We start from the raw sequence: 24,050 nt of genomic DNA, 5'->3' as shown, positions 1-24,050 counted from the left end.
TGGGACCCTGAGATCACGATTGAGCGGGGGTTGCATCGGGCTGGCTTGTCCTGGGCCAGGCCAGCCGGCGCCAGGCTTGATGGAGAAGAATGACGATCAGGCCAAAGACAGAGGAGTAGCCGATGACGAGGAAGGTGTCGTTGTATGCGAGAATATAGGCCTCGCGGCTGACCTGCTGGGCGAGCAGCACCAGACCTTCAGCGTTGAGCAGCATCTTGTCGCCAAGCACCTTGCCGTATGCGGCGCTCAGCTGTGAGATGCGCTGCGCCACGATCGGATCCTGCAGCAGGATGTGCTCGACGAGCACGTTCGAGTGGAACTTCTCCCGGATTGTCACGAACGTTCCAAGCATCGCCGAGGCGAACAGCGAGCCAATGCTCTGAGTGAAGACGAAGATCACAAGGAAGTTGACGATATACGGCATGCCGCGGGAGATCGCGGCCTTGAAGCCCTTCGCCATGACCGGCGGCAGGAACATCGCTGCACCGGTGGCGACCATCGCCTGGCTCAGATACATCTGAGGCGGTCTGGTCAGGCTCGTCGACTGGCTGTCCAGAAAAGCGCCGCCTGCGATGAGAGCGAGTGCAAATACGTGGGCGGTTTCAACGTAACGCGTGGTCATCAGAAATGCACAGAAAAGCCCGCCAGCCAGGGAAGCAAGGAGGATGACCGCATAGAGCGTTACGGTCTGGTCGTTTAACAACCCCAACTGCTGGTAGAAGCTGGCGGCGGAGGACGATTGCTCGGAAGAAACGAAACGGAAGAGCAGCAGGACGCCCGCCATGCGCATATTGGCGCCCGAAAACAGCCAGCGGAAATCGATCAGGGGACTGCTGCGCGGCAATTCGATCACGAGCATCAAAGCGATGGAGCCGACCGATATGGCCAACAGAACGCCGATCCACGGCGCCTCGAACCACCAATAAAGTCGGCCGAGCGTCAGCACGACAGCCAGACAGCCGAAGCCGACAGCGAGCAATAGATAGCTCAAAATGTCATGCAGCTGGATGACGTTGGCCCGAGGCGGTGCCGTGAGCGGCAACAAGTAGATGATCGGAAAAACGATCAGCGCGAGCCCCATCTCGAACATGTAGAGCGCCTCGTAGCCGCCGAACTGAAGCAGCGATGGCGAGACGATGCGCGCGACGGGCGACGCAAAAAGCGTGCACATCAGGGCAAGGCTAATCCCGAGCGAGAGCTTTTTTTCCTGAGGGAAAGGCTCCAGCATGTATAGAAAGCCGAGCGTCGAGAGCGGCGCGGCGGCCATGCCGCTCAGGGTGCGCACGACGATCGCGGAATGCAGGTCCGTGATAAGGAGATTGAGCACCGCCGCAGCGACGAAACAGATAATGCCGAGTTCAGCGAAACGGCGAAGACCGTATTGTGTACGGATCTTGAAGAGTGCAATCGACATGCTGGCATAAGGTGCCATATAGGCCGCCGAGAGCCAGGAGACTTCAGTGGTGGTCGCGGAAAACGAGCCCTGCAGCTGATAGATGTTGGCGGTCAGCAGGTTCATGCCGAGGCCCTGCGTCAGAAAAAGCAGGAACGACGCCGCCATGTAGAGCGGCATTTTCCAGACCGGCATCGGCACGCCCGCCGCCGGTGGCGGCGACGGCGTCTGTTGCGTGTCCGGCTTCGCCTCTTCGGCGGGCCGTGGCGCCACATTGTCGTTGGCGGTCTCGGCGAGGCTCATCGGCAGGACCTCAAATTCCGCGAATGCCCTGCAGGTTGGCTTGCATGGCCCGGATCACTTCCAAAGTAGTCTTCAGATCATTTTCGGGAATACCGGCGATGACCTGCGCGCGCACTTTCACGGCGATGTCATCAATCTCGCCGGCCACGACCTTGCCGGTCTCGGTGATATAGATTTCCTTGGCGCGACGATCGGAGCCGGCCACACGCCGCTGGACGAAACCTTGCCCTTCCATCGCATCCAGAATTCTGACGAGCGTTGGCGTCTCCAGCTCCAGCCGTTCGGCAAGTTCACGCTGGTTGATTCCGTCCTTTTTGTTGAGCGTGAAGAAGACACGGGCGCGCGGCAACGTCATGTTGCGCTCCCGCACTATCTTGTCGAAGACGGCTCTGAGCTTGCGATTGAAAGCGGCAAGGTCTTCGATAAGCTCGCGCCCGAGAACGGGATTTCCCATATATTTCAGTCCTATTTTGTTAGCATGCTAATTATATCTTTGCTACCTATATTGTTTTCCGATCTTTTTCAAGAGCCGTCCGTCTCTGTTTGGATGCAAGTCTCCCCCGACAGGCTTAGACTATCACGCAAGAGACAATGGAAGTGAGTCGTTTCTGGCCGTGTTCTGCAGGTGACACTTTCGGTATTTTTGCACTGACCGCAAGTACGGCTGTGGAGAAGTCGAACAACGGGCAAAGGCCTTCTGTATCGACGGCGGCACACAAGCCTTCTCGCTTCCGCGCTTGATTTTGTCGCTTGCGCGCGCCACACCCGAAGCTGAAGAAGACAGAACGGATCAAGATGAACGACGTCGCTCGAAAGATTGCCGCCGTTGCTCCAGCGGAGCAGCACTATCGGGAAGCCCCCAACAATATCGAAGCCGAACAGGCGCTTCTCGGCGCGATCCTGATGAACAACGACGCCTACTACCGGGTGTCGGATTTCCTGAAGCCGATCCATCTCTACGAACCGCTGCACCGCAAGATCTTCGAAGTCGCCGGCGACATCATCCGTATGGGCAAGATCGCCAATCCAGTGACGATCAAGACCTTCCTCAAGGCTGAGGAAAAGGTCGGCGACATGACGGTCTCCGAATACCTCGCTCGGCTTGCCCGCGAAGCCGTGACCATCATCAACGCCGAAGACTACGGTCGGGCGATCTATGATCTGGCGCTCCGCCGCGCACTCATCACAATCGGTGAAGACGTCGTCAACATCGCTTATGATGCACCGCTGGACATGCCGCCGCAGACACAGATCGAGGACACGGAGCGCCGTCTGTTCGAACTCGCCGAAAACGGTCGCTACGACGGCGGTTTCCAGGCGTTCAACGACGCGGTCGCGCTGGCGATCGACATGGCGGCCGTGGCCAAGGAACGCGACGGCGGCCTTTCTGGCATTTCCACCGGCATCCACTCGCTCGACTCGAAGATGGGCGGCCTGCAGCGCTCCGACTTGATCGTACTTGCCGGACGTCCGGGCATGGGCAAGACCTCGCTTGCAACCAACATCGCCTACAACATCGCCGCCGCCTATGAGGGCGAAGTGCAGGCGGACGGCAGCATGAAGGCGAAGAACGGCGGTGTGGTCGGCTTCTACTCGCTCGAAATGTCGTCCGAACAGCTCGCCACGCGTATCATCTCCGAACAGACAGAAGTCTCGTCCTCGAAGATCCGCCGCGGCGACATCAACGATGCCGACTTCGAAAAGCTCGTCGCCTGCTCGATGATGATGCAGAAGGTGCCGCTCTATATCGACCAGACAGGTGGTATCTCGATCGCCCAGCTTTCCGCTCGCGCCCGCCGACTGAAGCGCCAGCGCGGCCTCGATTGCCTGGTGGTGGACTATATCCAGCTGATGACCGGCTCGGGCAAGTCAGGCGAAAACCGCGTGCAGGAAATCACCCAGATCACCACCGGCCTGAAGGCGCTCGGCAAGGAACTGAACGTTCCGATCATCGCGCTTTCCCAGCTGTCGCGTCAGGTGGAAAGCCGCGACGACAAGCGCCCACAGCTCTCCGACCTTCGTGAATCGGGCTCGATCGAGCAGGACGCCGACGTGGTGCTGTTCGTGTTCCGCGAGGAGTATTACGTCAAGAACAGTGAACCGCGCGATATCGCCGATCCGAAGTACCCGGAATGGGAAGCCCTGTTCGACAAGGTAAAGGGCACCGCCGACGTCATCATTGCCAAGCAGCGCCACGGACCGACAGGCACCGTGAAGCTTGCCTTCCAGTCGGAGTTCACGCGTTTTGCGGATCTCGCCGATCCCTCATTCATCCAATACGAAGAGCACTGACGAGATCTTTCTCGTCAGCACGCCATTCGATCTACAGGCCGGCAGCGCGCAGGACGGCAACGGTTGCCACGCCGACGGCAACACTTGCAAGCATCGGCAGGCGGCGCGCTGCGAGCGCCGTCACGAGGCAGGCAGCCGTTTCGGCCCAGCCTGTCGCAAAGGCGGTGGGCGCGATCACCGCCATTAGGACCGCCGGCGGGATAGCCTCAATGGCCGTTCGGGTCTGCTCGGTCATCTCGACATGGCGAATGAGAAGCAGGCCGCTCATCCGCGTCATGACCGTTGCAGCAGCCATGGCGAGGATCGCAAGAAGCGTGTGTATCTCCAGGGTCATGCCGTGACCGCCTTCGCCTTGCCCGTCCAAAGCGCCGCGGCAAGTCCGGCGAGCGCGCCGGCGGCGATGTACCAGACGCCAGGGGCGAATTGGTGAACCAGAACGGCCGCCAGAGCGCTCGCAGCCAGCACCGATCCCGTCTCACGCCCCTTCCAGAATCCCATCGCCAGCACCAGGAAAACTGCCGGAAAGGCGAAGTCGAGCCCGAGGCCAGCCGGATCGCCGAGGAAGGCGCCGAGCGAGGCGCCAATCAGTGTGGCGCCGACCCAAGCCACATAGAACGGCATGGCGATGCCGGCAAACCACGAAGGCGTCAGCCGCGCAACACCTGCCCGGAATTCGGCGATCGCCCATATCTCATCGGCCAGGAACAGCATGGCCGCATATTTCCGCACGCCCGAGAATGATTGCATCTTCGTGCCGAGGGACGCGCTCATCAGGATGTGGCGGATATTGACGAGGAGCGCGGCAAAGCCAACGCCCGCCCAGCTTGCCGGGTGCGTCCAGAGATCCATGGCAACGAACTGCGAGCCACCGGCAAAGACCAGTGCACTCATCAGGGTCGCCTCAAGAGGAGACAGACCTTTGGTAGCCGACACTGCGCCGAAGACGAGACCGATCGGAATAACGGCGACGACGAGAGGCAGGATTGCTCTCGCTCCGGCAAGAAAATCGCCGATCGGTCGCCTTTGAGTAGGCATTGAATCCTCCAGAACTTGCTAAAGCTCGGAGGGTGTTAAGCCCCTGCACGGCGACCGTCTTGAACGAAAGTGATCACCCCGCGCGATACTGTCCCGGCGTGACGCCGGTACGCGCTTTAAAGTGGCGGGTGAAATGCGCCTGGTCGGCGAAGCCACACTGGATCGCCACGTCGGCAGGCGCCTGCCCTGCCCGCAATAGCTTGCGCGCCTCACGCACCCGCTTGTCGGTCAAAAAGGCATGCGGGGTGATGTGATACTCGCGCCGGAACGCCCGGATGAGATGCGCGCGGCTCAAAGCCGCGACGTCAGCCAATTCATCGAGCCCAATGTCGCTGTCGAAATTATCGGTCAGATAATCGCGAGCGCGGCCAACGGCGCTACGCTCCTTCGTATCCACCGGCACGACGATCGTGCTGCCGTAACGCTGGAAGATCGCCGCGAGCACGCGAAACATCGCCTCCTCCGATTCCAGTGCTCCGGCACCGCTCTCCAGCACGCGGTGAGCGCAATGGAAGGCAGCCGCCATCTCGGGATCGTTGAGAAGCTCCTTCGGGAAGGACGGCGTGCCGTTGAAGGCCCTGCCGGTCACGTCTTCGAGGATGTCGACGAAGAGTTTGGCATCGGGGTAGATCATTCGATAGCGATACCCCTCGCCGCCCGGAACGCCGTCATGCACGACACCTGGGTCGATGAGATAGAGATCGCCTGCGCCGGTCTCCTCCCGGACGCCCTTCATCGTGGCGATCTGCGTGCCGCTTTCGATCGCGCCAATCGAGAAGGTGTCGTGGGCATGAGGCGCATACTCATGCGTCAGGAAGCTTGCGCTCAGGCATTCCATGTTGCGGAATCTCCGGTCACGCCAGAAGCGCGCCCGTTCGATGCCTGCGAGCGGCATCGCGTCGGCCGCCTCTTTTTGCGATACATTCTCCATCGAACCAAACTACTTCAGGCGCGCCCCTGCGTCTTGAACAAAAGTGATCGCAAGATCGATATCTCCTTGGCTTGCTTTCACTTTGCCTTATTGATCTCTAGACTGCCATGCGACAAGCACCCTCCCCACGTTTGTGAAGTACCATGACTGATTTTATTGATAGTTTCGAAGACGAAGATCCATTCGATTCCGCCGGCCTGCGCCTGACCGTCGATCTGACGGCGTTGACGGAAAACTGGAAGGACATGGCGCGACGCTCCACAAAGGCGCGGGTCGCCGCGGTCGTGAAGGCGGACGCCTATGGCACCGGCATCGAAGACTCCGGCGAAGCGCTCTACATGGCCGGCGCACGTGATTTCTTCGTGGCCACCGTCGATGAAGGCGTGACACTGCGGCCCTACGTGCCGGACGCACGCATTTTCGTCCTCTCCGGCATCTGGCCCGGCACAGAGCGGCGGCTCTTCGAAAACGACCTCGTGCCGGTGCTCTCGTCGGAAGAGCAACTCGCCTTCTGGATGGCGGTTCTTGCCGAATACGGCGATTACCCCTGCGCGCTCAATGTCGATACGGGCTTCAACAGGCTGGGCCTTTCCATGGACGAGGCGATCGCGCTTGCCGACGACGTTTCGCGCCCGGCAAGTTTTGCGCCGGTGCTCGTCATGAGTCATCTCGCCTGCAGCGACGACCGTTCGTCGGAGATGAACCGGCAGCAGCTTGAATCATTTCGACAGGTTAGCGCCGCCTATGAAGGTATCGATTCAAGCCTTGCAGCGTCGGCCGGCATCTTCCTCGGCAGCGACTATCACTTTGATCTCACGCGTCCCGGCATCGCGCTCTACGGCGGCGAAGCCGTCAACAACATGGTGAACCCGATGCGGCCGGTGGTGAGCGCCGAGGCGCGGATCATTCAGGTTCGCACGGTGAAAGAGGGCGAATCCGTCGGCTATGGCCGCGCCACGCGACTGACCCGCGACAGCAGGCTCGCCATCGTGTCGGCCGGCTATGCCGACGGGTACCTGCGCAGCCAGTCGAGCGCTGGCGTGCCGCTGCGTCAGACCGTGCCGCAGGGTGGACAGGGCTTCGTGGCCGGGCGGAAGGTTCCGGTTGCGGGGCGCATCACCATGGACCTGACAATTTTCGACGTCACGGATCTTCCCGAAAACGCAGTGCGTGCAGGCGATTACGTGGAACTGTTCGGGAAGAACGTGCTCGTCGACGACGTCGCGCGGTCGGCCGGCACGATCGGCTATGAGATCTTGACCAGCATCGGCCTACGCCACGAGCGGCGCTACCTGTACGAGGAAGACTAAGGACCTCAGCGCGTCGTCAGGGCCAGTCGCACGCCGAGCGCCACCAGCAGCGCGCCAAGACCGCGGTCGAGCCAGAGGCCGATGCTTCTCTTGCGCTTGATGAGATCGGCAAGGCGGCCTCCCGCCAGAATGAGCGGCGGCTCGATGAAGGCGGCAACGGCGATGATGAGCACGCCATGGACCGCCAGCTGCAGCCAGGTCGGCCCGGCGCCGTCGACCACAAATTGCGGCAGGAAGGCGAGGAAGAAGATCGCGACTTTCGGGTTCAGAAGCGAAACCAGGATGCCCTGTCTGTAGACGCGGCTCCAGGGCAGGACGTCCTTCGCTGCATTGACCAGACCGCCATCGCCTTTCGAGCGCAGGGCCTGAAGGCCGAGCCAGATGAGGTAGATTGCACCGACCCATTTCACGATCGAAAACGCCAGCGCAGAGGCGGCGAGGATCGCGGACAGACCGAATGCCGCCATAGCCACATGCAGGCTGGCGCCGGTCCAGATGCCGAAGAGTGCGGCAAAGCCGGTCCTTGTCCCGCTTTTGAGGGTGTGGCCGAGAATGAAGGCCATGTCGGGACCCGGTGACAGGTTGAGCAGGACTGCCGCGGAAAGAAACGCGATCCAGTGCGCGAGGGAATAGTCCAGCATCGTCGTGGCCTCCAAGATAGTGGAGAACAAGTGCCACCGGAGCCCCTGATAGGGAAATCATTAGTTTTGATCAGTGCCGCGAATGATTATTTGAGCAATCAAAGTGATTCGATGCGACGCGCTGGCGGCCATCCAACCGAAAGCATGATTGATGGCGAAGGCCAGGACACAATTCATCTGCCAGAGCTGCGGTGCGGTCCATAACCGCTGGGCGGGCAAGTGTGATAACTGCGGCGAGTGGAATACAATCGTCGAAGAAGACCCGATGGGCGGCATTGGCGGCGGGCCGACCAAGACGCCGAAAAAAGGCCGCCCGGTGGCACTGACGGCACTCTCTGGCGAGATTGAAGAAGCGCCGCGCATCCACACCGGCATCTCGGAACTCGACCGGGCGCTCGGCGGCGGTTTCGTGCGCGGTTCGGCCGTGCTGATCGGTGGCGATCCTGGTATCGGCAAGTCGACGCTGCTGATGCAGGGGGCGGCAGCGCTTTCCCGTCGCGGCCATAGGATCATCTATGTTTCGGGTGAAGAGGCGGTAGCCCAGGTACGGTTGCGGGCGCAGCGCCTCAAGGCGGCCGACACCGATGTCCTGCTGGCGGCCGAAACCAATGTCGAGGACATTCTGGCGACGGTTGCGGAAGGCAAGCGGCCCGATCTTGTGATCATCGACTCCATCCAGACGCTTTGGAGCGAACTGGCTGAATCCGCGCCTGGAACGGTGACGCAGGTGCGCACCGGCGTTCAGTCGATGATCCGCTTCGCCAAGCAGACCGGCGCCGCGATGGTTCTCGTCGGCCACGTCACCAAGGACGGGCAGATCGCAGGCCCCCGTGTCGTCGAGCACATGGTTGATGCCGTTCTCTACTTCGAAGGCGATCGCGGCCATCACTACCGTATCCTGCGCACCGTCAAGAACCGCTTTGGACCGACGGACGAGATCGGCGTCTTCGAAATGTCAGACAAGGGGCTGCGCGAGGTCGCCAATCCCTCTGAACTCTTCCTTGGCGAGCGCAACGAGAAATCGCCGGGAGCAGCCGTCTTTGCCGGTATGGAGGGCACGCGTCCAATCCTGGTGGAAGTGCAGGCGCTCGTTGCCCCGACGTCGCTCGGCACCCCCCGCCGCGCCGTCGTCGGCTGGGATTCGGCGCGTCTGTCGATGATCCTTGCCGTACTCGAGGCCCATTGCGGGGTGCGCCTCGGCCAGCACGACGTCTATCTCAACATCGCAGGCGGCTACCGCATCTCCGAGCCGGCCGCCGATCTCGCCGTCGCCTCGGCGCTCGTTTCCTCGCTCGCCGGTATTGCCCTCCCGGCCAATTGTGTCTATTTCGGCGAAGTCAGCCTGTCGGGCGCCGTCCGGCCGGTTTCACATACGTCCCAGCGCCTCAAAGAAGCCGAGAAGCTGGGCTTTTCTGCCGCGCTGCTTCCCTCGGCGTCAGCTGACCTGCCGAAGGGTTCCGGCGGTCGCTGGAGTGAGATTGAAAGCCTGCCGGACCTGGTTGCACGTATCGCCGGGTCGAAAGGCGCACTGCGACGTGTGGAAGAAGAGGTTTGATCCTTTCATCGCCAGCATCGGTGATGTTATAGGAAGCACGCAATGAGGCGCGACCAAGCCGTAGATAAACGGCGGTCCTGGAGTTGAATTTATATGCCCATTACGATTTTCGACGGTATTGTCATCGGCGTCGTTCTTTTCTCCGCCGTACTTGCAATGGTGCGCGGCTTCTCCCGCGAAGTTCTTTCGATCGCAAGCTGGGGCGGCTCTGCAGCCGCCGCATACTATTTCTATCCCTACCTCGTTCCCTATGCGAGGAAGTACACGGATGACGACCGCATCGCGATCGTCGGTTCGGCCGCGGTCGTGTTCCTGATCGCGCTGATCGTGATTTCCTTCATTACCATGAAGATCGCTGACTTCATCATCGACAGCCGGATCGGCGCGCTGGACCGCACTTTGGGCTTTCTCTTCGGCGCGGCTAGGGGCATACTTCTTCTCGTCGTCGCCGTCGCTTTCTGGAACTGGCTCGTGGACGCGGATCACCGCCCGGCGTGGGTGAACAACGCCAAGTCGAAACCGTTCCTGGACTCAATGGTCGTCAAGTTGCAGTCCGTACTGCCGGCCGAATTCGCGCAGATGGTGCGGGCGAGCGTGATGGACAAAATTCAGCCGCAGGGCGGCAATACTGAGAGTGGCAATGCGCCGGCATCCGATCAGGCCCCAGCCGAAGATGCCGCGCCCGCCCCTACGAATGGTGCACAACAGCCGTCTAATTGACGCAGTGTTCAACAGCTTGACCCGCCACCTGGCAATTGCCATTTGAGCGGAACGTGAATAAAGGTCCGGCCGGGCATCCGCTCCGCCGGGCCTCAGCCGTTTAAAACGCATGACAACGGCGTCATGCTATGGAAAAGCCGATCCATTCTTGTGAGAGCAAAGGCCCGCATCGATGAACCAGTCTCATTCCTTGACGCTCAATGATGAATTCGATGGAGATACGCTCCACGAAGAATGCGGCGTCTTCGGCATTCTTGGCCATGACGATGCGTCAACGTTGACGGCGCTCGGCCTTCACGCCCTTCAGCATCGCGGGCAGGAAGCGGCCGGCATCGTCTCTTTCGATGGCTTGCGCTTCCACTCCGAACGGCATATGGGCCTCGTCGGCGATCACTACACGAACCCGACCACCCTCGCCCGCCTGCCCGGCAACATCTCCATCGGCCACAATCGCTATTCAACGACCGGCGAAGTGGCGCTCCGCAATGTGCAGCCGCTCTTTGCGGAACTCGAAGTCGGCGGCATCGCCATCGCCCACAACGGCAACTTCACGAACGGGCTCACCCTTCGCCGCCAGCTGATCGCCGGTGGCGCCATCTGTCAGTCGACCTCCGATACGGAAGTTGTTCTCCACCTCATCGCCCGCTCACGCTACAGCTCCACGGCCGACCGCTTCATCGACGCGATCCGCCAGATGGAAGGCGGCTATTCGATGCTCGCCATGACGCGCACGAAGCTGATTGCAGCGCGTGATCCCACCGGCATCCGTCCGCTCGTCATGGGTGAGCTCGACGGCAAGCCGATCTTCTGCTCGGAGACCTGCGCGCTTGACATCATCGGCGCCAAGTTCGTCCGCGACGTCGAGAACGGTGAAGTCATCATCTGCGAAATCCAGCCGGACGGCTCGATCTCGATCGACGCCCGCAAGGCCGGCAACGGCCAGCCGGAGCGCCTCTGCCTGTTCGAATATGTCTATTTCGCTCGTCCGGACTCTGTCGTCGGCGGTCGCAGCGTCTATGTCGCGCGCAAGAACATGGGCGTCAACCTTGCCAAGGAAGCGCCTGTTGCGGCTGACGTCGTCGTTCCCGTACCGGACGGCGGCACACCGGCAGCGCTCGGCTACGCTCAGGAAAGCGGCATTCCCTTCGAATACGGCATCATCCGCAACCATTATGTCGGCCGCACCTTCATCGAGCCGACGCAGCAGATCCGCGCCTTCGGCGTCAAGCTGAAGCACTCCGCCAACCGGGCGATGATCGAGGGCAAGCGCGTCGTGCTCGTCGACGATTCGGTCGTGCGCGGCACCACCTCGCTGAAGATCGTGCAGATGATCCGCGATGCCGGCGCCAGGGAAGTGCATTTGCGCGTCGCAAGCCCGATGATCTACTATCCCGACTTCTACGGCATCGACACGCCGGACCGCGAGAAGTTGCTGGCCAACCAGTACGACAGCCTCGAGGCCATGTGCAAATATATCGGCGCCGACTCCCTGCAGTTCCTGTCGATCAACGGCCTTTATCGCGCCGTCGGCGGCGAGGACCGTAACGACGCCCGCCCGCAGTTCACCGACCACTACTTCACCGGCGACTATCCGACTCGCCTTCTCGACAAGGACGGCGAAACGATGGGCCGCAAGGTTTCCCTGCTCGCGACCAATGGCTGACAGCCATGGGCTTTGACATTTGACGAGGGGGCGCTTATTGCGCCCCTTGGTTTTTCAGCGACGCAGGACCGGGGCACAATGACTATCAACCTTGAAGGCAAGATCGCGCTCGTCACCGGCGCATCCCGCGGCATCGGTTATTTCACGGCACTTGAACTGGCAAAGGCCGGCGCCCATGTGATTGCCTGTGCTCGCACGGTCGGCGGCCTCGAGGATCTCGACGATGCGATCAAGTCCGTTGGCGGCTCGGCCACCCTTGTCCCGTTCGACCTGGCCGACATGAACGCGATCGATGCGCTCGGCGCCTCGATCTTCGAGCGCTGGGGCAAACTCGACATCCTGGTCGCCAATGCGGGCGTACTCGGCGTGATTTCGCCGATCGGGCATATTGAGGCAAAGACCTTCGAGAAGGTGATGAACATCAACGTCACGGCGACGTGGCGACTGATCCGTTCGGTCGATCCGCTGCTTTCGCGCTCGGAGGCCGGCCGCGCCGTCATTCTCTCATCGGGCGCTGCGCACAAGTGCCGTCCTTTCTGGGGTCCCTACTCCGCGTCCAAGGCTGCCGTCGAAGCGCTTGCCCGGACCTGGGCCGGAGAAACGCAGCGCACGCCGCTTCGCATCACCAGTGTCGATCCCGGCGCCACCCGCACCGCCATGCGCGCGCAGGCCGTTCCGGGCGAAGATCCAGAGACGTTGCCGCATCCCTCCGAGGTCGCCAAGGCGATCCTGCCGCTGGTCGGCCCTGACGTGACCGAGACCGGCAAGCTCTTCATCGTTCGCGAAAACAAGCTCGTCGATTACCGCCTGCCGGAGTAAGGCAACAATCAACTCGACGGAGCGACCCGCAACAGGTGAGCGAAGCCTGTTTCCGAGGGACATAGCGCGTTGAGGTCCACTGGTCCCTGAATGCCGTTCAGCGTGCCGTTATCGGCGAACTGCCAGATTGACCAGTCGCGGCAGTCGTTCTGCCGTGGCTCCTGCCCGATGCTGCGCAGCCATAGATAGTGATCGGGGAACCGTGCCTCGTTTCCCTTCAGGTATTGATCGAAGAATTGCTGGTTCAGATAGAAGATCGGCCGGCCGGGATAAGCGCCGTTCAGTTCGTCCAGGAATGCGTTGATTTCCGCACTCAGTTCATCGAGCGTCGGCACCTTGCCACAGTTGCCGGTGAATTCGAGGTCGATCGCGATCGGCAATGCGTCCGCTTCGACAGGCACGGTCGCCATCAGATTACGGGCCTGTTCACGGCCGGGCCGGCAGAATGTGAAGAAGTGATAGGCGCCGCGCACGATTCCGGCATCTTTCGCAGCCTTCCAGTTTTCGGCAAAGCGCGTGTCGCGGTGATCCCCGCCCTCGGTCGCCTTCATGATCGCGAAGCGAACGTTCGGCTGCCGCGCCAAGGCTCGCCAATCTACGGCGCCCTGATGGTGGCTGATGTCGATGCCCTGTATGGGATAGTCCGCAAGTGTCGGAGGAGTGAACGGTGCCATCGCGCGATCGTATGCCAGATACGATGTGACCGCGACAGTCAGAATCACCAGTGCGAGGATTGCTCGACAGAGTGTTTTCACACCAGGGCTCTTTCGCTTTCTTTGGCGGGTTGTAGCAGAATTTTGTTGCCCTGCGATGCGGGAGGTCCCCAGGCCCTGCGCTTACGCTTCGGGCGTCAGTCGGACCGCTCCTCACCCCCTTGACCAAACCCGGTTCCCGCGCCATAAAACCCGCCATGAAAACGGTTGTCTGCATTATCTGCCGGAAGATTATTCGCTAGCGCGCTCGCTGGCCTGGCCGTTTTCGTCTCCTGAAAAGTCCAAGATGAGAAACGCCCCGGCCCGCCGGTGGTAGAATTTTTCGGATCATTGCATTTGGGAGAGTAGATATGGCCGGCGCGCCAGACACTAAGAAGCCGGAACTGAAGCTTTACAACACGCTGACGCGCGAAAAGGTGGCTTTTGCGCCGATCGATTCGCAGAACGTGCGCATGTATGTTTGCGGCCCGACTGTTTATGACTACGCCCATATCGGCAACGCACGTCCCGCCATCATCTTCGATGTGCTGTTTCGGCTGCTGAACCATGTCTATGGCGCCGAACATGTCACCTATGCGCGCAACATCACCGACGTCGATGACAAGATCAATGCGCGGGCTCTGCGCGACCACCCCGGCTTGCCGCTGAACGAGGCGATCCGCTTGGTCACCGAAAGAACCGAGACGCAATATCTCGAAGACGCCAAGGCCCTCGGCTGCCTTGATCCGACGATCCAGCCGCGGGCGACCGACAACATTGCCCAGATGATCGCGATCATCGAGAAGCTGATTGCCAAGAGCCACGCCTATCAGGCGGAGGGCGAAGTGCTGTTCAATACGAAATCCATGACAGATTACGGCGCGCTTTCCAGGCGCAACCTCGAGGAACAGCAGGCCGGCGCCCGCGTCGCGGTCGAGGCGCACAAGAAAAACCCGGGCGACTTCGTCCTCTGGAAGCTTTCGAGCGACAACGAACCCGGCTGGGAAAGCCCTTGGGGACGCGGTCGCCCGGGCTGGCATATCGAATGCTCGGCCATGAGCGAACGCTATCTCGGCGAGGTCTTCGACATTCACGGCGGCGGTCTCGACCTGATCTTCCCCCACCATGAGAACGAGATCGCCCAGTCGCGTTGCGCCCATGGCACCAAGGTCATGGCGAACGTCTGGATGCACAACGGCTTCCTGCAGGTCGAGGGCCGCAAGATGTCGAAGTCGGAAGGCAATTTCGTCACTATCTACGAGTTGCTACACACCGAGAAGTTCGGCGGCCGGCAGTGGCCCGGCGAAGTCCTGCGTCTTGCCATGCTGATGACCCACTACCGAGAGCCGATCGACTTTTCGGTCAAGCGGCTGGAGGAGGCCGAACGGGTGCTCGCCAAGTGGCCGGCAGCGGACGCAGGGGGCGCGCAGCCCGACGCCGCTGTCCTCAGCGCTTTGGCCGACGACCTCAACACGGTGGCGGCCATTCAAGCGTTGCATGCGCTTGCCCAGTCCGGCGATCACGCAACTTTTGCCGCCAGCGCGACCCTGCTCGGTGTCCTGCCTGAGAAGGCAGAAATCGACGAAGCGGTCGCCATCGAAATCGACCGACGCGTGAAGGCGCGGCTCGAATTGCTCAAGGCGAAGAACTTCGCCGAGGCCGACACAATACGCGACACCCTGCTTGCCGAAGGCATCCAGCTGAAGGACGGCAAGGATCCGGCCACGGGCGAACGGGTGACTAAGTGGGAGGTGAAGAGATGACCACCTATACCGGTGGGTGCCAGTGCGGGGCGATCCGTTTTCGCGTTCGTGGCACGTTGAAGGAAACGTCCATCTGTCATTGCCGCATGTGTCAGAAGGCGTTCGGTGCCTATTACGCACCGCTGGTCTCCGTGCGTGGCGCCGAGTTCGAATGGACGCGCGGCGAGCGCAAGCGCTTTCGTTCGTCCAACATGGTCGAGCGCGGCTTCTGCGCCGATTGCGGCACGCCGCTGACTTACGAGGCGCCGGATGGCATGGCAGTCGCGGCAGGCGCCTTCGATGATCCGTCCGCCCTTGCACCAGTCATCCAGTTCGGCACCGAAGGCAAGATCGGCTTCGTCGACCATCTGCACGAGTTGCCCGCCCGAGAGACGGAAGACGATGCCGAGGCTGCTCCCTTCGTGCTCGACATCGTATCCTACCAGCATCCGGACCATGACACGACGACGTGGCCTGAGGAGAGAAATCCATGACCTCCGCTGCGGCTCTGAGCGGAGGTTGCCAGTGCGGCGCGGTTCGCTACCGGGCCGTCGGCGAACTCGGCTATCCGCACCTTTGCCACTGCCGCATGTGCCAGAAGGCGGCCGGAAACTACTTCATGCCGCTGGCTGTGGCGAAGCGAACAGATTTTGCACTGACGCGCGGTGAGCCCAAATGGTTCCACTCTTCCGGTATCGTAAGGCGCGGCTTTTGCGCGGACTGCGGGACGCCGCTTTTCTACGATGTTCCGGATGCCGACTTCATCAACATCGTGCTCGGCTCATTGGACGATCCCGATTGCGTCAAGCCGGTGATGCAATCGAACATCGGACACAGGATGAGCTGGTTTCGCGAGCTCGATGCCCTGCCCGTCGAGCCGGAACCCGAAACGCCCGATCGCGACAACGCCATTGCCGCGAGCAATCACCAGCATCCCGATCACGACACGGCCCATTGGCCAACCGGAGCGTCACAATGAGCGAACCCATTCGAACCGGCGGCTGCCAATGCGGCGCAGTTAGATTCCGCATCAGCGGCAAGCTTGGCCGTCCCTCGATCTGCCATTGCCGTATGTGCCAGAAGCAGTTCGGCGGGTTCTTCTCCGCCCTGGTCACGACGCCTGACGAAGGCATGGCGTGGACGCGCGGCGCGCCCAGCTATTTCCAGTCCTCCGTCAATATCGAGCGCGGTTTCTGCAAGAATTGCGGCACGCCGATGACCTACCGCCACCCGGGCGGCCTCGAGCTGGCGATCGGAACATTCGACGACCGCAGCGATCTGGCACCGCAAATTCAGGTCAACTACGACACCCGCATTCCCTGGGTCGAGACGATCTTCGACCAACCCATTCACAAGGATCCGGATTACTACGCGCAGCAGGAGGCAATCATTTCCTTCCAGCATCCCGATCACGATACTGCAATCTGGCCAGCCGAAGGCGTCAAAATATGACTGAAGTGTTGCGTACCCTCTACCCCGAGATCGAACTCTATGCCTCCGGCCACCTCGACGTCGGCGACGGCCATAAGATCTATTGGGAGCGTTCGGGCACGCCGGGTGCAAAGCCGGCGATCTTCCTGCACGGCGGGCCTGGCGGCGGCTTTTCGCCGAGCCACCGCCGCCTCTTCGACCCTGCGCTCTACGACGTATTGCTGTTCGACCAGCGTGGTTGCGGCAAGTCCACGCCGCACGCCGATCTCAATGCCAACACGACCTGGCACCTTGTCGGCGACATCGAGCGGCTGCGTGAGATGGCAGGCGTCGAGAAGTGGCAAGTCTTCGGTGGCTCGTGGGGCTCGACGCTGGCGCTCGCTTATGCCGAGAAGCATCCGGAGCGTGTTTCCGAACTGATCGTGCGCGGCATCTATACGCTCACCAAGGCCGAGCTCGACTGGTACTATCAGTTCGGGGTGTCGGAAATGTTCCCCGACAAATGGGAGCGCTTCATTGCGCCGATCCCGCCGGAAGAGCGCCATGAAATGATGCATGCCTACAATCGCCGGCTTACCGGCGCGGACAGGGCCGTTGCCTTAGAGGCTGCCAAAGCCTGGAGCATCTGGGAAGGCGAGACGATCACGCTGCTGCCGGAAAAGTCGACCAGCGGCAAGTTCGAGGAGGCCGACTTTGCCTATGCTTTCGCGCGCATCGAAAACCACTTCTTCGTCAATGCGGGTTGGATGGACGAAGGACAGTTGCTGCGCGATGCTTATAAGCTGAATGACATTCCCGGTGTCATCGTGCACGGCCGCTACGACATGCCCTGCCCGGCAAAGTATGCCTGGCTATTGCACAAGGCGTGGCCAAGGGCAGAGTTCCATCTGATCGAAGGCGCCGGACACGCCTATTCGGAACCAGGCATCCTCGACAAGCTGATCCGCGCTACTGACAAGTTCGCCGGAAAGCATTAGCGAGCCACAAGGCCGACAGGACCACCATCATGACACGCGAAAAGATCTACCTCTTCGACACGACGCTGCGCGACGGGCAGCAGACGCCCGGCATCGACTTCTCCGTCGAGGACAAGATTGCGATCGCAGGCATGCTTGATGAGTTCGGCCTTGACTACGTGGAAGGCGGCTATCCTGGCGCCAATCCGACGGATACTGCCTTCTTCAGCGAGAAGCGCACGACGCAAGCTCGCTTCGTCGCCTTCGGAATGACGAAGCGAGCCGGTATTTCAGCCTCCAACGACCCGGGCCTGGCGAGTCTACTGCAGGCCGAGAGCGACGCGATCTGTTTTGTCGCCAAGAGCTGGGACTATCACGTGAAGGTGGCGCTTGGCTGCACCAACGAGGAAAACCTCGAAAGCATCGCTGAGAGCGTCAAAGCCGCCGTCGCCGCGGGCAAGGAGGCATTGGTCGACTGCGAACATTTCTTCGACGGTTACAAGGCAAACCCCGCCTATGCTATCGCCTGCGCCAAGACCGCCTATGAATCCGGCGCACGCTGGGTCGTGCTCTGCGACACCAATGGCGGCACGCAACCGCCAGAAATCCGCAATATCGTCCACGCGGTTATTGCGGCGGGCGTTCCCGGTCACTGTCTTGGCATCCACGCGCACAACGACACCGGTCAGGCGGTCGCCAATTCGCTTGCCGCCGTGGAGGCGGGTGTGCGACAGATCCAGGGCACGCTGAACGGCATCGGCGAGCGCTGCGGCAATGCCAACCTCGTGACCCTGATCCCAACGCTGGCGCTGAAGGAAACCTATTCATCCCGGTTCGAAACCTCGATCGACACCGAGCGATTGTTGAATCTCACACGACTCTCGCACGCTTTCGACGAGCTGTTGAACCGCTCGCCCGATCATCAGATGCCTTATGTCGGCGCGTCTGCCTTTGCGACAAAGGCTGGCATTCATGCTTCGGCTTTGCTCAAGGATCCGCGCACCTACGAGCATGTGACGCCTGAAAGCGTCGGTAATTTCCGCAAGGTCATGGTCTCAGACCAGGGTGGCAAGGCGAACTTCATCAATGCGCTAAAGCGCCGCGGCATCGAGGTCGGCAAGGACGACCCGAAGCTCGACCGCTTGATCGCGCTGGTCAAGGAGCGTGAAGCATCAGGCTATGCCTATGAGGGCGCCGATGCCAGCTTCGAGCTGCTTGCTCGGCGGACCCTCGGCACGATCCCGGAATTCTTCTCTGTCGAGGGCTTCCGCATCATGGTCGAGCGCCGCTTCGATTCCCATGGCCGCGTGAAAATCGTCTCGGAAGCCGTCGTGAAGATCGTCATCGACGGGCAGACGATCATGTCGGTCGCGGAAGGCGACGGTCCGGTCAACGCGCTCGACCTTGCGCTGCGCAAGGACTTCGGCAAATATCAGCACGAGATCGATGATCTGGTTCTGGCCGACTTCAAGGTCCGCATCCTCAACGGCGGCACCGAGGCCATCACCCGCGTTCTCATCGAATCCACCGATAGCGACGGGGTTCGCTGGTGGACGGTCGGCGTGTCCGAGAACATCATCGACGCATCGTTCCAGGCACTGATGGACTCGGTGATCTATAAGCTGATGAAGAACCGGCAACTGGCCGGCAAGATCGCCGCCGAATAGGCGTCACATACCGAATACGAGGCCCCAATCGGCCTCCGAATACCACTCCTTGCCCTGCCGTGCGGTCTTCCAGCGCAGGGCACGGACATGCTGCATACCGCCCCTGCTGAAGGCGGCTTCGAGCCGCCTGTAGCTGTCGAAGCCACCCGCCACGGCCTCTGCCCAGACAAACGCGACCGCGCCAAGATACTCGGCTGCGTAGCCATGTTCTTCGCGGCAAAACAGGAAGAAACCAGCGTAGGAAGCAAGCCCGGTCGGGCCGGCCGCATCGACGTCAGGGACGCCCAGCGGCATGATCAGTCGACCGCCGACACTCAACCGCTCCACCCAGGCTTCGGCCGGAAAATGGACGGCAAAGTTCACATAGACGGCATCGGTCAGCTCGCGCGGCCATTCGACCCCGTTGCCACGGACGACGTGAACGTTCGGATAGGCCCGCAGATTATCCTCGGCGCGCCTCGCCAGCTCCTCATTGAATTCGACGGCAGTGACGTGGCCATCGCCGCCAACCAGCAGGGACATGATCGCCGTGTAGTAGCCACTGCCGGCGCCTACATGGCAGACCGTTTCCCCACGGCGCAGCGCCAGCTTATGGATGCCCCTGGCATGCAAGCTCGGGCTACCGTTGTTGACATGCCGCTCATGCTGAAGCGCAAACAGGGCATCCTGGTAGACGACAGAGGGATCCCCCGAGGGAACATCGACATAGCCGCACCAACTCGCCATCTTCCACGGCGGCGGCCCCAGGAACCGCTCGCGCGGCACCGTCGCGAAGGCGCGCAACAGCGCGTCGTCGCTTTGCACGCCCTCCTTTGAAAGCACCTGCGCGGCAAACGCCCTTCGGCAGTTCGCAAGAGCCTCTTCGTCCATGGTCTTCACCGTCGCGATGGCCGGCATCCATTCACCGAAATGAATTGGCCTATTCACGTCCGTTGCGTTAAGCGGATCCATAACAAGAACAAATATGGAAACACTCGATGTCCGCCAATGCAAGCGCTCCGATCGTCAAGAACGAAGACAGTCCACGTGGCTTCGCCTTTGCGCTGACGGCGTATCTTCTGTGGGGCTTCCTACCGATCTACATGAAGGCCGTCGCTCATATTTCGCCGGCGGAGGTTATCGCTCATCGCATCCTCTGGTCCTTGCCCTTGGCAGGGCTGGTGCTCGTCGTCCTCGGCCGCACGCAAGATATCCACACAGCCTTGCGATCACCGCGGATGCTGGCCATGGCGGCGCTCACCGCTAGCCTGATCACTGTCAATTGGGGCACCTATGTCTGGGCGATCGGCAGCGGCCACGCGATCGACGCGGCGCTCGGCTATTTCATCAATCCGCTGTTCAGCATCTTCCTCGGCGCCGTGGTATTGAAAGAGCGATTGCAACCTGTTCAAATCGCAGCGATTGCGTTGGCTGGCCTTGCGGTCGTCGTGCTGGCGCTCGATAGCGGCGGCTTGCCGTGGGTGTCGCTGACGCTGACGATTTCCTGGGGTCTCTATGCGCTGTTTCGCAAGACGCTGCCGCTCGGTCCGAACCAGGGTTTCTTCCTGGAGGTGCTGATCCTCAGCGTCCCGGCCCTGTTCTACGTTCTCTATCTGGAGCTCGGCAGCGGCGAAGGACACTTCTATCGCACCGGCTGGGCCGACACCGCCCTGTTGCTCGGCTGCGGCATCGTCACCGCCGTACCGCTGATGATCTATGCCAATGGCGCCAAGCTGCTGCGCCTTTCGACCATCGGCATCATGCAGTACATCGCCCCGACGATGATCTTCCTCATCGCGATCTTCGTGTTCCGCGAACCGCTCGGCACGGCGCGCATGATCGCCTTCCCGCTGATCTGGGCGGGCTTGTTCCTCTACAGCTGGGCGACGCTCAAGGGGAGCCGGGAGCGCTAGAGCAGGAGCCGGGGCAGCATTTAGATTTCAGGCCCATCGGGCCTAAAGTCATCCTGATCTAGGAACGCGTTACATCTTCGAGATCACCTCGTCCTCACCCTCGCGGTCCAGGGATGCGATCTCGGCCGCCTGTGCCATGATGCCGGGGATGATTTCGGATATGTCGTCTATGACGAGCGGCTGAACGCGATGGGCCGTATGGACGAAACCCTCGTCGGTCATGTGGCGCATGAGCTCCATCATCGGATCCCAGAAGCCGCCGACGTTGGCAAACACCATCGGCTTCTCGTGACGGCCGAGCTGCGCCCAGGTCATGATCTCGACGATTTCCTCCAGCGTACCGATGCCGCCCGGAAGCGCTACGAAGGCGTCGGAGCGCTCGAACATCGCATGTTTGCGCGTATGCATATCAGGCGTTACAATCAGTTCATTGAGCTGGCCGAGGGAATGGCGCGTAGCCTCCATGTCGATCAGGAATTCGGGGATGATGCCGGTTACCTGACCACCGTTCGAAAGCACGCCGCTCGCCACAGCCCCCATGATGCCCTTGGTGCCTCCACCATAGATGAGGCGCAGGCCATATTCGGCGATTTCCTTACCCAGCGCACGGCCGGCCGCCATGTGGCGAGGATCGCTGCCCGGCCGCGAGCCACAGTAAACACAGATGGAGCGAATGGAATGAGATTGATCTGTCATACGGGCAAACAACTATTCTCTCTGGCTCCAGTCAAGAAAAATGACGGAAAACCTGCGTCTTACATTTGCCTGGCTACTTTGACTGCTTGTGCAAAGCAGCGGGAATCGCTAGCAATTTTAGGAAGTCCGGCAAGATTGCCGCCTGGGGAGACGTGATGATGAGAAACCGTGCCGGCTTGCTGGCCCTTGCAGTGCTTGTAGTCGCAATTCTGTTGATGGTCTTTTTCGTCATGCCCCGCATCGGCGGAGACGCCGCGAAAGTTGGTGACGCAATCAACCAGGCCGGCTCCGAAGTGAAGAAGACGGTCACCGATTCCGCGAAGACATCGCGCCCCTCAGCCCCGGACGATGCCGCGACGACCCAGACAGTCGGGCGCCTTGCTTCGGAGGCAGGCCAATCCATTTCGCAACTTAAGGCGCTCTTTGCCGACGGCAAGGGCCCGACCCAGGAAGGTTTCGAAGCCGCCAAGTCGAAGGCGACGACCTCGCTTCAGGCACTTGCAGACCTTGCGATCCCTGATGGCACGAACCCGGTTACGGCCGCCGCCGCCTCCAAAGCCAAGGATGGCGCAGCGAAGGCACTGACCATCATCAAGGCACTGCCGGAAACCGCTGCCGATGCGACAGCGGCGATTGCGATGGCTGAAGCGGCGCTGACAGGCTCCAGGGAAGCCGGCGCGCCTGCGAGCCAACCGTCCGCGGTTGCCCCGGCAGAGAGTGCCAGCAAGCTCCCGACATTCGATGTGCTACGCGTCGAACCGGACGGCTCCACCGTCATTGCCGGCTCGGCCGAGCCGAACAGCAGGCTTGAAATCATGGACGGCGACAAGGTCGTGACCACGACCGACGTCGGTCCGACCGGCGACTTTGCTGCCGTGCTCGAAAACCCGCTTGCCGCTGGCGATCACCAGCTCGTCCTGCGCGCCACCGGCAAGGATGGCAAGGCCTCGACATCGGAAGAAGTCGCGACCGTATCGGTTCCCAAGGATGGCAAGAGCTCCGAACTGCTGGCTATGGTTTCCAAGTCCGGCACCGCAAGTCGCATCATCACGGCGCCCAAGCCGGACGCCCAGGTTGCCTCCAATGGCGGCGTCGCTCCGTCTGATCAGCCTGCAGCCCAAGTCACGCCGGGCTCGACGGATGTGGCGAACGTGCCCGCAGCCGATGGCACGCAGCCAGGCACAGCTACGGCTGCCGACGTTATGGTCAGCGCCGTCGAGATCGAAGGCGACAAGATCTTTGTCGCAGGCGCGGCGAAGCCTTCGGCAAACGTCGTCGCCTATGCGGATGACAAGCTGATCGGCAAGGCGAAAGCCGGTCCCGATGGCCATTTCGTGATCGATGGCGTGATGCCGCTTTCCGTCGGCGATCACAAGATTCGCGTCGACGTTCTCGACGACGCCGGCAAGGTCGCCGTGCGCGCCTCGGTGAATTTCAACCGCCCGGAAGGAAATCAGGTGACGGTTGCCGCGCAAGGCGCCAATCTCCAGACCGGAAATACGGCAGGGTTGGTGCCACTGGATGAAGGTGCGCTCGAAAAGCTGAAGAATGATGCCGCCAAGGCCTTCTCTCTGCTCAGCGGGCTCTTCGCCGACGGCAAATTGCCGGGAGCAGAACAGCTCGCCGCAGCCCGCTCCGCCAACGAGTTCGCCCTGCGTGCCATCATGGAATTCCGCGCGGCAGCCGATGCCACGGCCGACTTCAAACAACAGGCTTCGACAGCGGCCCAGGCCGCCGCCGGCGCCCTGCAGACACTACAGGCTCTGCCGAAGGATGCCGAATCGGTCGGCACTGCACTGGGCAAGCTCGGCGGCGACATCGCCCAGTTGACCGGCCCTGCGGCCACGCCGGCCACGCCGGACGCACCTGCGGCCAAGGTCGCAGGAGACCAAGGCGGACCGACAACGATCGAGCAAGCACCGCTCGCTCCAAGTAACGAGACGGTCATCATCCGCCGTGGCGACACGCTCTGGCAGATATCGCGGCGCATCTACGGCGCGGGCGTACGCTATACGACAATCTACGTCGCCAACGAGGACAAGATCACAAACCCGGATCGGATCTTGCCGGGCCAGATCTTCGGCCTTCCCAAGGACGCCTTGCCAAACGCGGAAGAGCTTCACCGCAAGCGGATTTCGGGCGAGCATCTCTAGGCGATCATATTCTGAATAGAGCGGCCGGACGGATATCATGCCCGGCCGCTCTTTTCCTGCAGTGTCCATTTGTTGTATTGCTCCCGAAAACCCCTATCTGGCGGTGACGACGATCATGTCCGGCGAGGCGCCTTTTCGGTATTTCCGCCGCTCCCAATT

Annotated in this window: 23 protein-coding genes; 14 read left to right on the top strand and 9 right to left on the bottom strand. The window is 61.3% G+C overall.

Going from position 1 to position 24,050, the window contains the following annotated elements:
* Window positions 1-13: 13 nt before the first annotated feature.
* Window positions 14-1,696, bottom strand: a complete 1,683-nt coding sequence (locus BSG20_RS06320; RefSeq protein WP_072372414.1) for an MFS transporter — start codon at window positions 1,694-1,696, stop codon at window positions 14-16.
* A 10-nt stretch (window positions 1,697-1,706) separates the two neighbouring features.
* Window positions 1,707-2,150 (bottom strand): MarR family winged helix-turn-helix transcriptional regulator, encoded by a 444-nt coding sequence (locus BSG20_RS06315; protein WP_007800909.1) that lies wholly within the window; start codon window positions 2,148-2,150, stop codon window positions 1,707-1,709.
* A gap of 341 nt (window positions 2,151-2,491) precedes the next feature.
* Between BSG20_RS06315 and BSG20_RS06310 the strand changes: the two genes are divergently transcribed.
* Window positions 2,492-3,988: a replicative DNA helicase gene (locus tag BSG20_RS06310; protein ID WP_024316461.1), complete on the top strand. Its 1,497-nt coding sequence runs from the start codon at window positions 2,492-2,494 to the stop codon at window positions 3,986-3,988.
* Between the two features lie 31 nt (window positions 3,989-4,019).
* Here BSG20_RS06310 and BSG20_RS06305 read toward each other — a convergent pair whose 3' ends face one another.
* The 3 genes from BSG20_RS06305 to BSG20_RS06295 all read right to left on the bottom strand — a co-directional run bounded on the left by BSG20_RS06305 (window position 4,020) and on the right by BSG20_RS06295 (window position 5,918).
* Entirely contained in the window at window positions 4,020-4,322 is a 303-nt protein-coding gene (locus BSG20_RS06305) for an AzlD family protein (RefSeq protein WP_072372412.1), read from the bottom strand.
* A complete protein-coding gene (locus BSG20_RS06300; RefSeq protein WP_072372409.1) occupies window positions 4,319-5,023 on the bottom strand; it encodes an AzlC family ABC transporter permease in 705 nt (234 codons plus the stop codon). Before BSG20_RS06300 ends, BSG20_RS06305 begins: the two co-directional genes overlap by 4 nt.
* Before the next feature lie 73 nt (window positions 5,024-5,096).
* Window positions 5,097-5,918 carry an AraC family transcriptional regulator gene (locus BSG20_RS06295; protein WP_072372674.1) on the bottom strand — a complete coding sequence of 274 codons (822 nt, stop codon included), beginning with the start codon at window positions 5,916-5,918 and terminating at the stop codon, window positions 5,097-5,099.
* 179 nt (window positions 5,919-6,097) lie between these two features.
* Here BSG20_RS06295 and alr point away from each other — a divergent pair, with 179 nt between their 5' ends.
* The gene (gene alr, locus BSG20_RS06290) at window positions 6,098-7,264 is read left to right on the top strand and encodes an alanine racemase (protein WP_072372405.1); all 1,167 of its coding nucleotides are present in this window, start codon (window positions 6,098-6,100) and stop codon (window positions 7,262-7,264) included.
* A gap of 5 nt (window positions 7,265-7,269) precedes the next feature.
* Here alr and BSG20_RS06285 read toward each other — a convergent pair whose 3' ends face one another.
* Window positions 7,270-7,905, bottom strand: coding sequence for a LysE family translocator (locus tag BSG20_RS06285; RefSeq protein WP_072372403.1), 636 nt, complete (start codon window positions 7,903-7,905; stop codon window positions 7,270-7,272).
* A gap of 151 nt (window positions 7,906-8,056) precedes the next feature.
* On the opposite strand from BSG20_RS06285, the gene radA reads away from it, so the two are divergent.
* The 4 genes from radA (at window position 8,057) to BSG20_RS06265 (ending at window position 12,662) form a co-directional block, all read left to right on the top strand.
* Complete coding sequence (gene radA / locus BSG20_RS06280) at window positions 8,057-9,460, top strand: DNA repair protein RadA (RefSeq protein WP_072372400.1); 1,404 nt, start codon at window positions 8,057-8,059, stop codon at window positions 9,458-9,460.
* A gap of 93 nt (window positions 9,461-9,553) precedes the next feature.
* Complete coding sequence (locus BSG20_RS06275) at window positions 9,554-10,180, top strand: CvpA family protein (RefSeq protein ID WP_072372397.1); 627 nt, start codon at window positions 9,554-9,556, stop codon at window positions 10,178-10,180.
* Between the two features lie 172 nt (window positions 10,181-10,352).
* Window positions 10,353-11,843: an amidophosphoribosyltransferase gene (gene purF, locus BSG20_RS06270; protein ID WP_072372394.1), complete on the top strand. Its 1,491-nt coding sequence runs from the start codon at window positions 10,353-10,355 to the stop codon at window positions 11,841-11,843.
* Between the two features lie 78 nt (window positions 11,844-11,921).
* Window positions 11,922-12,662 carry an SDR family NAD(P)-dependent oxidoreductase gene (locus tag BSG20_RS06265; protein ID WP_072372391.1) on the top strand — a complete coding sequence of 247 codons (741 nt, stop codon included), beginning with the start codon at window positions 11,922-11,924 and terminating at the stop codon, window positions 12,660-12,662.
* Window positions 12,663-12,670: 8 nt separating this feature from the next.
* Here the strand turns inward: BSG20_RS06265 and BSG20_RS06260 are convergent, their stop codons facing one another.
* Complete coding sequence (locus BSG20_RS06260) at window positions 12,671-13,417, bottom strand: glycoside hydrolase family 25 protein (protein ID WP_072372389.1); 747 nt, start codon at window positions 13,415-13,417, stop codon at window positions 12,671-12,673.
* A gap of 308 nt (window positions 13,418-13,725) precedes the next feature.
* On the opposite strand from BSG20_RS06260, the gene cysS reads away from it, so the two are divergent.
* Genes cysS through cimA form a run of 6 tightly spaced genes read left to right on the top strand, consistent with a single transcriptional unit; the run spans window position 13,726 to window position 19,150 of the window.
* Window positions 13,726-15,117: a cysteine--tRNA ligase gene (cysS, locus tag BSG20_RS06255; protein ID WP_072372386.1), complete on the top strand. Its 1,392-nt coding sequence runs from the start codon at window positions 13,726-13,728 to the stop codon at window positions 15,115-15,117.
* A complete protein-coding gene (locus BSG20_RS06250; protein ID WP_072372383.1) occupies window positions 15,114-15,590 on the top strand; it encodes a GFA family protein in 477 nt (158 codons plus the stop codon). Before cysS ends, BSG20_RS06250 begins: the two co-directional genes overlap by 4 nt.
* Entirely contained in the window at window positions 15,587-16,075 is a 489-nt protein-coding gene (locus BSG20_RS06245; protein WP_072372380.1) for a GFA family protein, read from the top strand. Before BSG20_RS06250 ends, BSG20_RS06245 begins: the two co-directional genes overlap by 4 nt.
* A complete protein-coding gene (locus BSG20_RS06240) occupies window positions 16,072-16,548 on the top strand; it encodes a GFA family protein (RefSeq protein WP_072372377.1) in 477 nt (158 codons plus the stop codon). The genes BSG20_RS06245 and BSG20_RS06240 overlap by 4 nt, the downstream gene beginning before the upstream one ends.
* Complete coding sequence (pip, locus tag BSG20_RS06235) at window positions 16,545-17,504, top strand: prolyl aminopeptidase (protein WP_072372374.1); 960 nt, start codon at window positions 16,545-16,547, stop codon at window positions 17,502-17,504. The genes BSG20_RS06240 and pip overlap by 4 nt, the downstream gene beginning before the upstream one ends.
* 29 nt (window positions 17,505-17,533) lie before the next feature.
* The gene (cimA, locus tag BSG20_RS06230; RefSeq protein ID WP_072372371.1) at window positions 17,534-19,150 is read left to right on the top strand and encodes a citramalate synthase; all 1,617 of its coding nucleotides are present in this window, start codon (window positions 17,534-17,536) and stop codon (window positions 19,148-19,150) included.
* Between the two features lie 3 nt (window positions 19,151-19,153).
* Here cimA and BSG20_RS06225 read toward each other — a convergent pair whose 3' ends face one another.
* Window positions 19,154-20,047 (bottom strand): protein-L-isoaspartate O-methyltransferase family protein, encoded by an 894-nt coding sequence (locus BSG20_RS06225; RefSeq protein WP_370874172.1) that lies wholly within the window; start codon window positions 20,045-20,047, stop codon window positions 19,154-19,156.
* 80 nt (window positions 20,048-20,127) lie between these two features.
* Between BSG20_RS06225 and rarD the strand changes: the two genes are divergently transcribed.
* On the top strand, window positions 20,128-21,042 hold the full coding sequence (gene rarD, locus BSG20_RS06220) for an EamA family transporter RarD (RefSeq protein WP_072372369.1): 915 nt from the start codon (window positions 20,128-20,130) through the stop codon (window positions 21,040-21,042).
* Window positions 21,043-21,111: 69 nt separating this feature from the next.
* Here rarD and BSG20_RS06215 read toward each other — a convergent pair whose 3' ends face one another.
* On the bottom strand, window positions 21,112-21,738 hold the full coding sequence (locus BSG20_RS06215) for an LOG family protein (protein WP_024316443.1): 627 nt from the start codon (window positions 21,736-21,738) through the stop codon (window positions 21,112-21,114).
* A gap of 155 nt (window positions 21,739-21,893) precedes the next feature.
* On the opposite strand from BSG20_RS06215, the gene BSG20_RS06210 reads away from it, so the two are divergent.
* Window positions 21,894-23,891, top strand: a complete 1,998-nt coding sequence (locus tag BSG20_RS06210; RefSeq protein ID WP_072372366.1) for a LysM peptidoglycan-binding domain-containing protein — start codon at window positions 21,894-21,896, stop codon at window positions 23,889-23,891.
* Window positions 23,892-24,050: the final 159 nt, after the last annotated feature.

It is taken from the genome of Rhizobium tibeticum, assembly GCF_900110205.1.
Lineage (GTDB): Bacteria > Pseudomonadota > Alphaproteobacteria > Rhizobiales > Rhizobiaceae > Rhizobium > Rhizobium tibeticum.
Note: the sequence above shows the minus strand (reverse complement) of the source record. Positions and strands in the feature narration are given on the sequence as shown.

Bases quoted from the DNA above. Each gene is read 5' to 3' on its own strand.
- BSG20_RS06250 (WP_072372383.1), top strand. From the start codon at position 15,114: ATGACCACCTATACCGGTGGGTGCCAGTGCGGGGCGATCCGTTTTCGC.
- purF (WP_072372394.1), top strand. From the start codon at position 10,353: ATGAACCAGTCTCATTCCTTGACGCTCAATGATGAATTCGATGGAGAT.
- BSG20_RS06225 (WP_370874172.1), bottom strand. From the start codon at position 20,047: ATGCCGGCCATCGCGACGGTGAAGACCATGGACGAAGAGGCTCTTGCG.
- BSG20_RS06295 (WP_072372674.1), bottom strand. From the start codon at position 5,918: ATGCCGCTCGCAGGCATCGAACGGGCGCGCTTCTGGCGTGACCGGAGA.
- radA (WP_072372400.1), top strand. From the start codon at position 8,057: ATGGCGAAGGCCAGGACACAATTCATCTGCCAGAGCTGCGGTGCGGTC.
- BSG20_RS06240 (WP_072372377.1), top strand. From the start codon at position 16,072: ATGAGCGAACCCATTCGAACCGGCGGCTGCCAATGCGGCGCAGTTAGA.
- alr (WP_072372405.1), top strand. From the start codon at position 6,098: ATGACTGATTTTATTGATAGTTTCGAAGACGAAGATCCATTCGATTCC.
- BSG20_RS06310 (WP_024316461.1), top strand. From the start codon at position 2,492: ATGAACGACGTCGCTCGAAAGATTGCCGCCGTTGCTCCAGCGGAGCAG.
- BSG20_RS06275 (WP_072372397.1), top strand. From the start codon at position 9,554: ATGCCCATTACGATTTTCGACGGTATTGTCATCGGCGTCGTTCTTTTC.
- BSG20_RS06320 (WP_072372414.1), bottom strand. From the start codon at position 1,696: ATGAGCCTCGCCGAGACCGCCAACGACAATGTGGCGCCACGGCCCGCC.
- BSG20_RS06285 (WP_072372403.1), bottom strand. From the start codon at position 7,905: ATGCTGGACTATTCCCTCGCGCACTGGATCGCGTTTCTTTCCGCGGCA.
- BSG20_RS06305 (WP_072372412.1), bottom strand. From the start codon at position 4,322: ATGACCCTGGAGATACACACGCTTCTTGCGATCCTCGCCATGGCTGCT.
- BSG20_RS06210 (WP_072372366.1), top strand. From the start codon at position 21,894: ATGATGAGAAACCGTGCCGGCTTGCTGGCCCTTGCAGTGCTTGTAGTC.
- BSG20_RS06245 (WP_072372380.1), top strand. From the start codon at position 15,587: ATGACCTCCGCTGCGGCTCTGAGCGGAGGTTGCCAGTGCGGCGCGGTT.
- cimA (WP_072372371.1), top strand. From the start codon at position 17,534: ATGACACGCGAAAAGATCTACCTCTTCGACACGACGCTGCGCGACGGG.
- rarD (WP_072372369.1), top strand. From the start codon at position 20,128: ATGTCCGCCAATGCAAGCGCTCCGATCGTCAAGAACGAAGACAGTCCA.
- BSG20_RS06215 (WP_024316443.1), bottom strand. From the start codon at position 21,738: ATGACAGATCAATCTCATTCCATTCGCTCCATCTGTGTTTACTGTGGC.
- BSG20_RS06300 (WP_072372409.1), bottom strand. From the start codon at position 5,023: ATGCCTACTCAAAGGCGACCGATCGGCGATTTTCTTGCCGGAGCGAGA.
- BSG20_RS06265 (WP_072372391.1), top strand. From the start codon at position 11,922: ATGACTATCAACCTTGAAGGCAAGATCGCGCTCGTCACCGGCGCATCC.
- cysS (WP_072372386.1), top strand. From the start codon at position 13,726: ATGGCCGGCGCGCCAGACACTAAGAAGCCGGAACTGAAGCTTTACAAC.
- BSG20_RS06315 (WP_007800909.1), bottom strand. From the start codon at position 2,150: ATGGGAAATCCCGTTCTCGGGCGCGAGCTTATCGAAGACCTTGCCGCT.
- pip (WP_072372374.1), top strand. From the start codon at position 16,545: ATGACTGAAGTGTTGCGTACCCTCTACCCCGAGATCGAACTCTATGCC.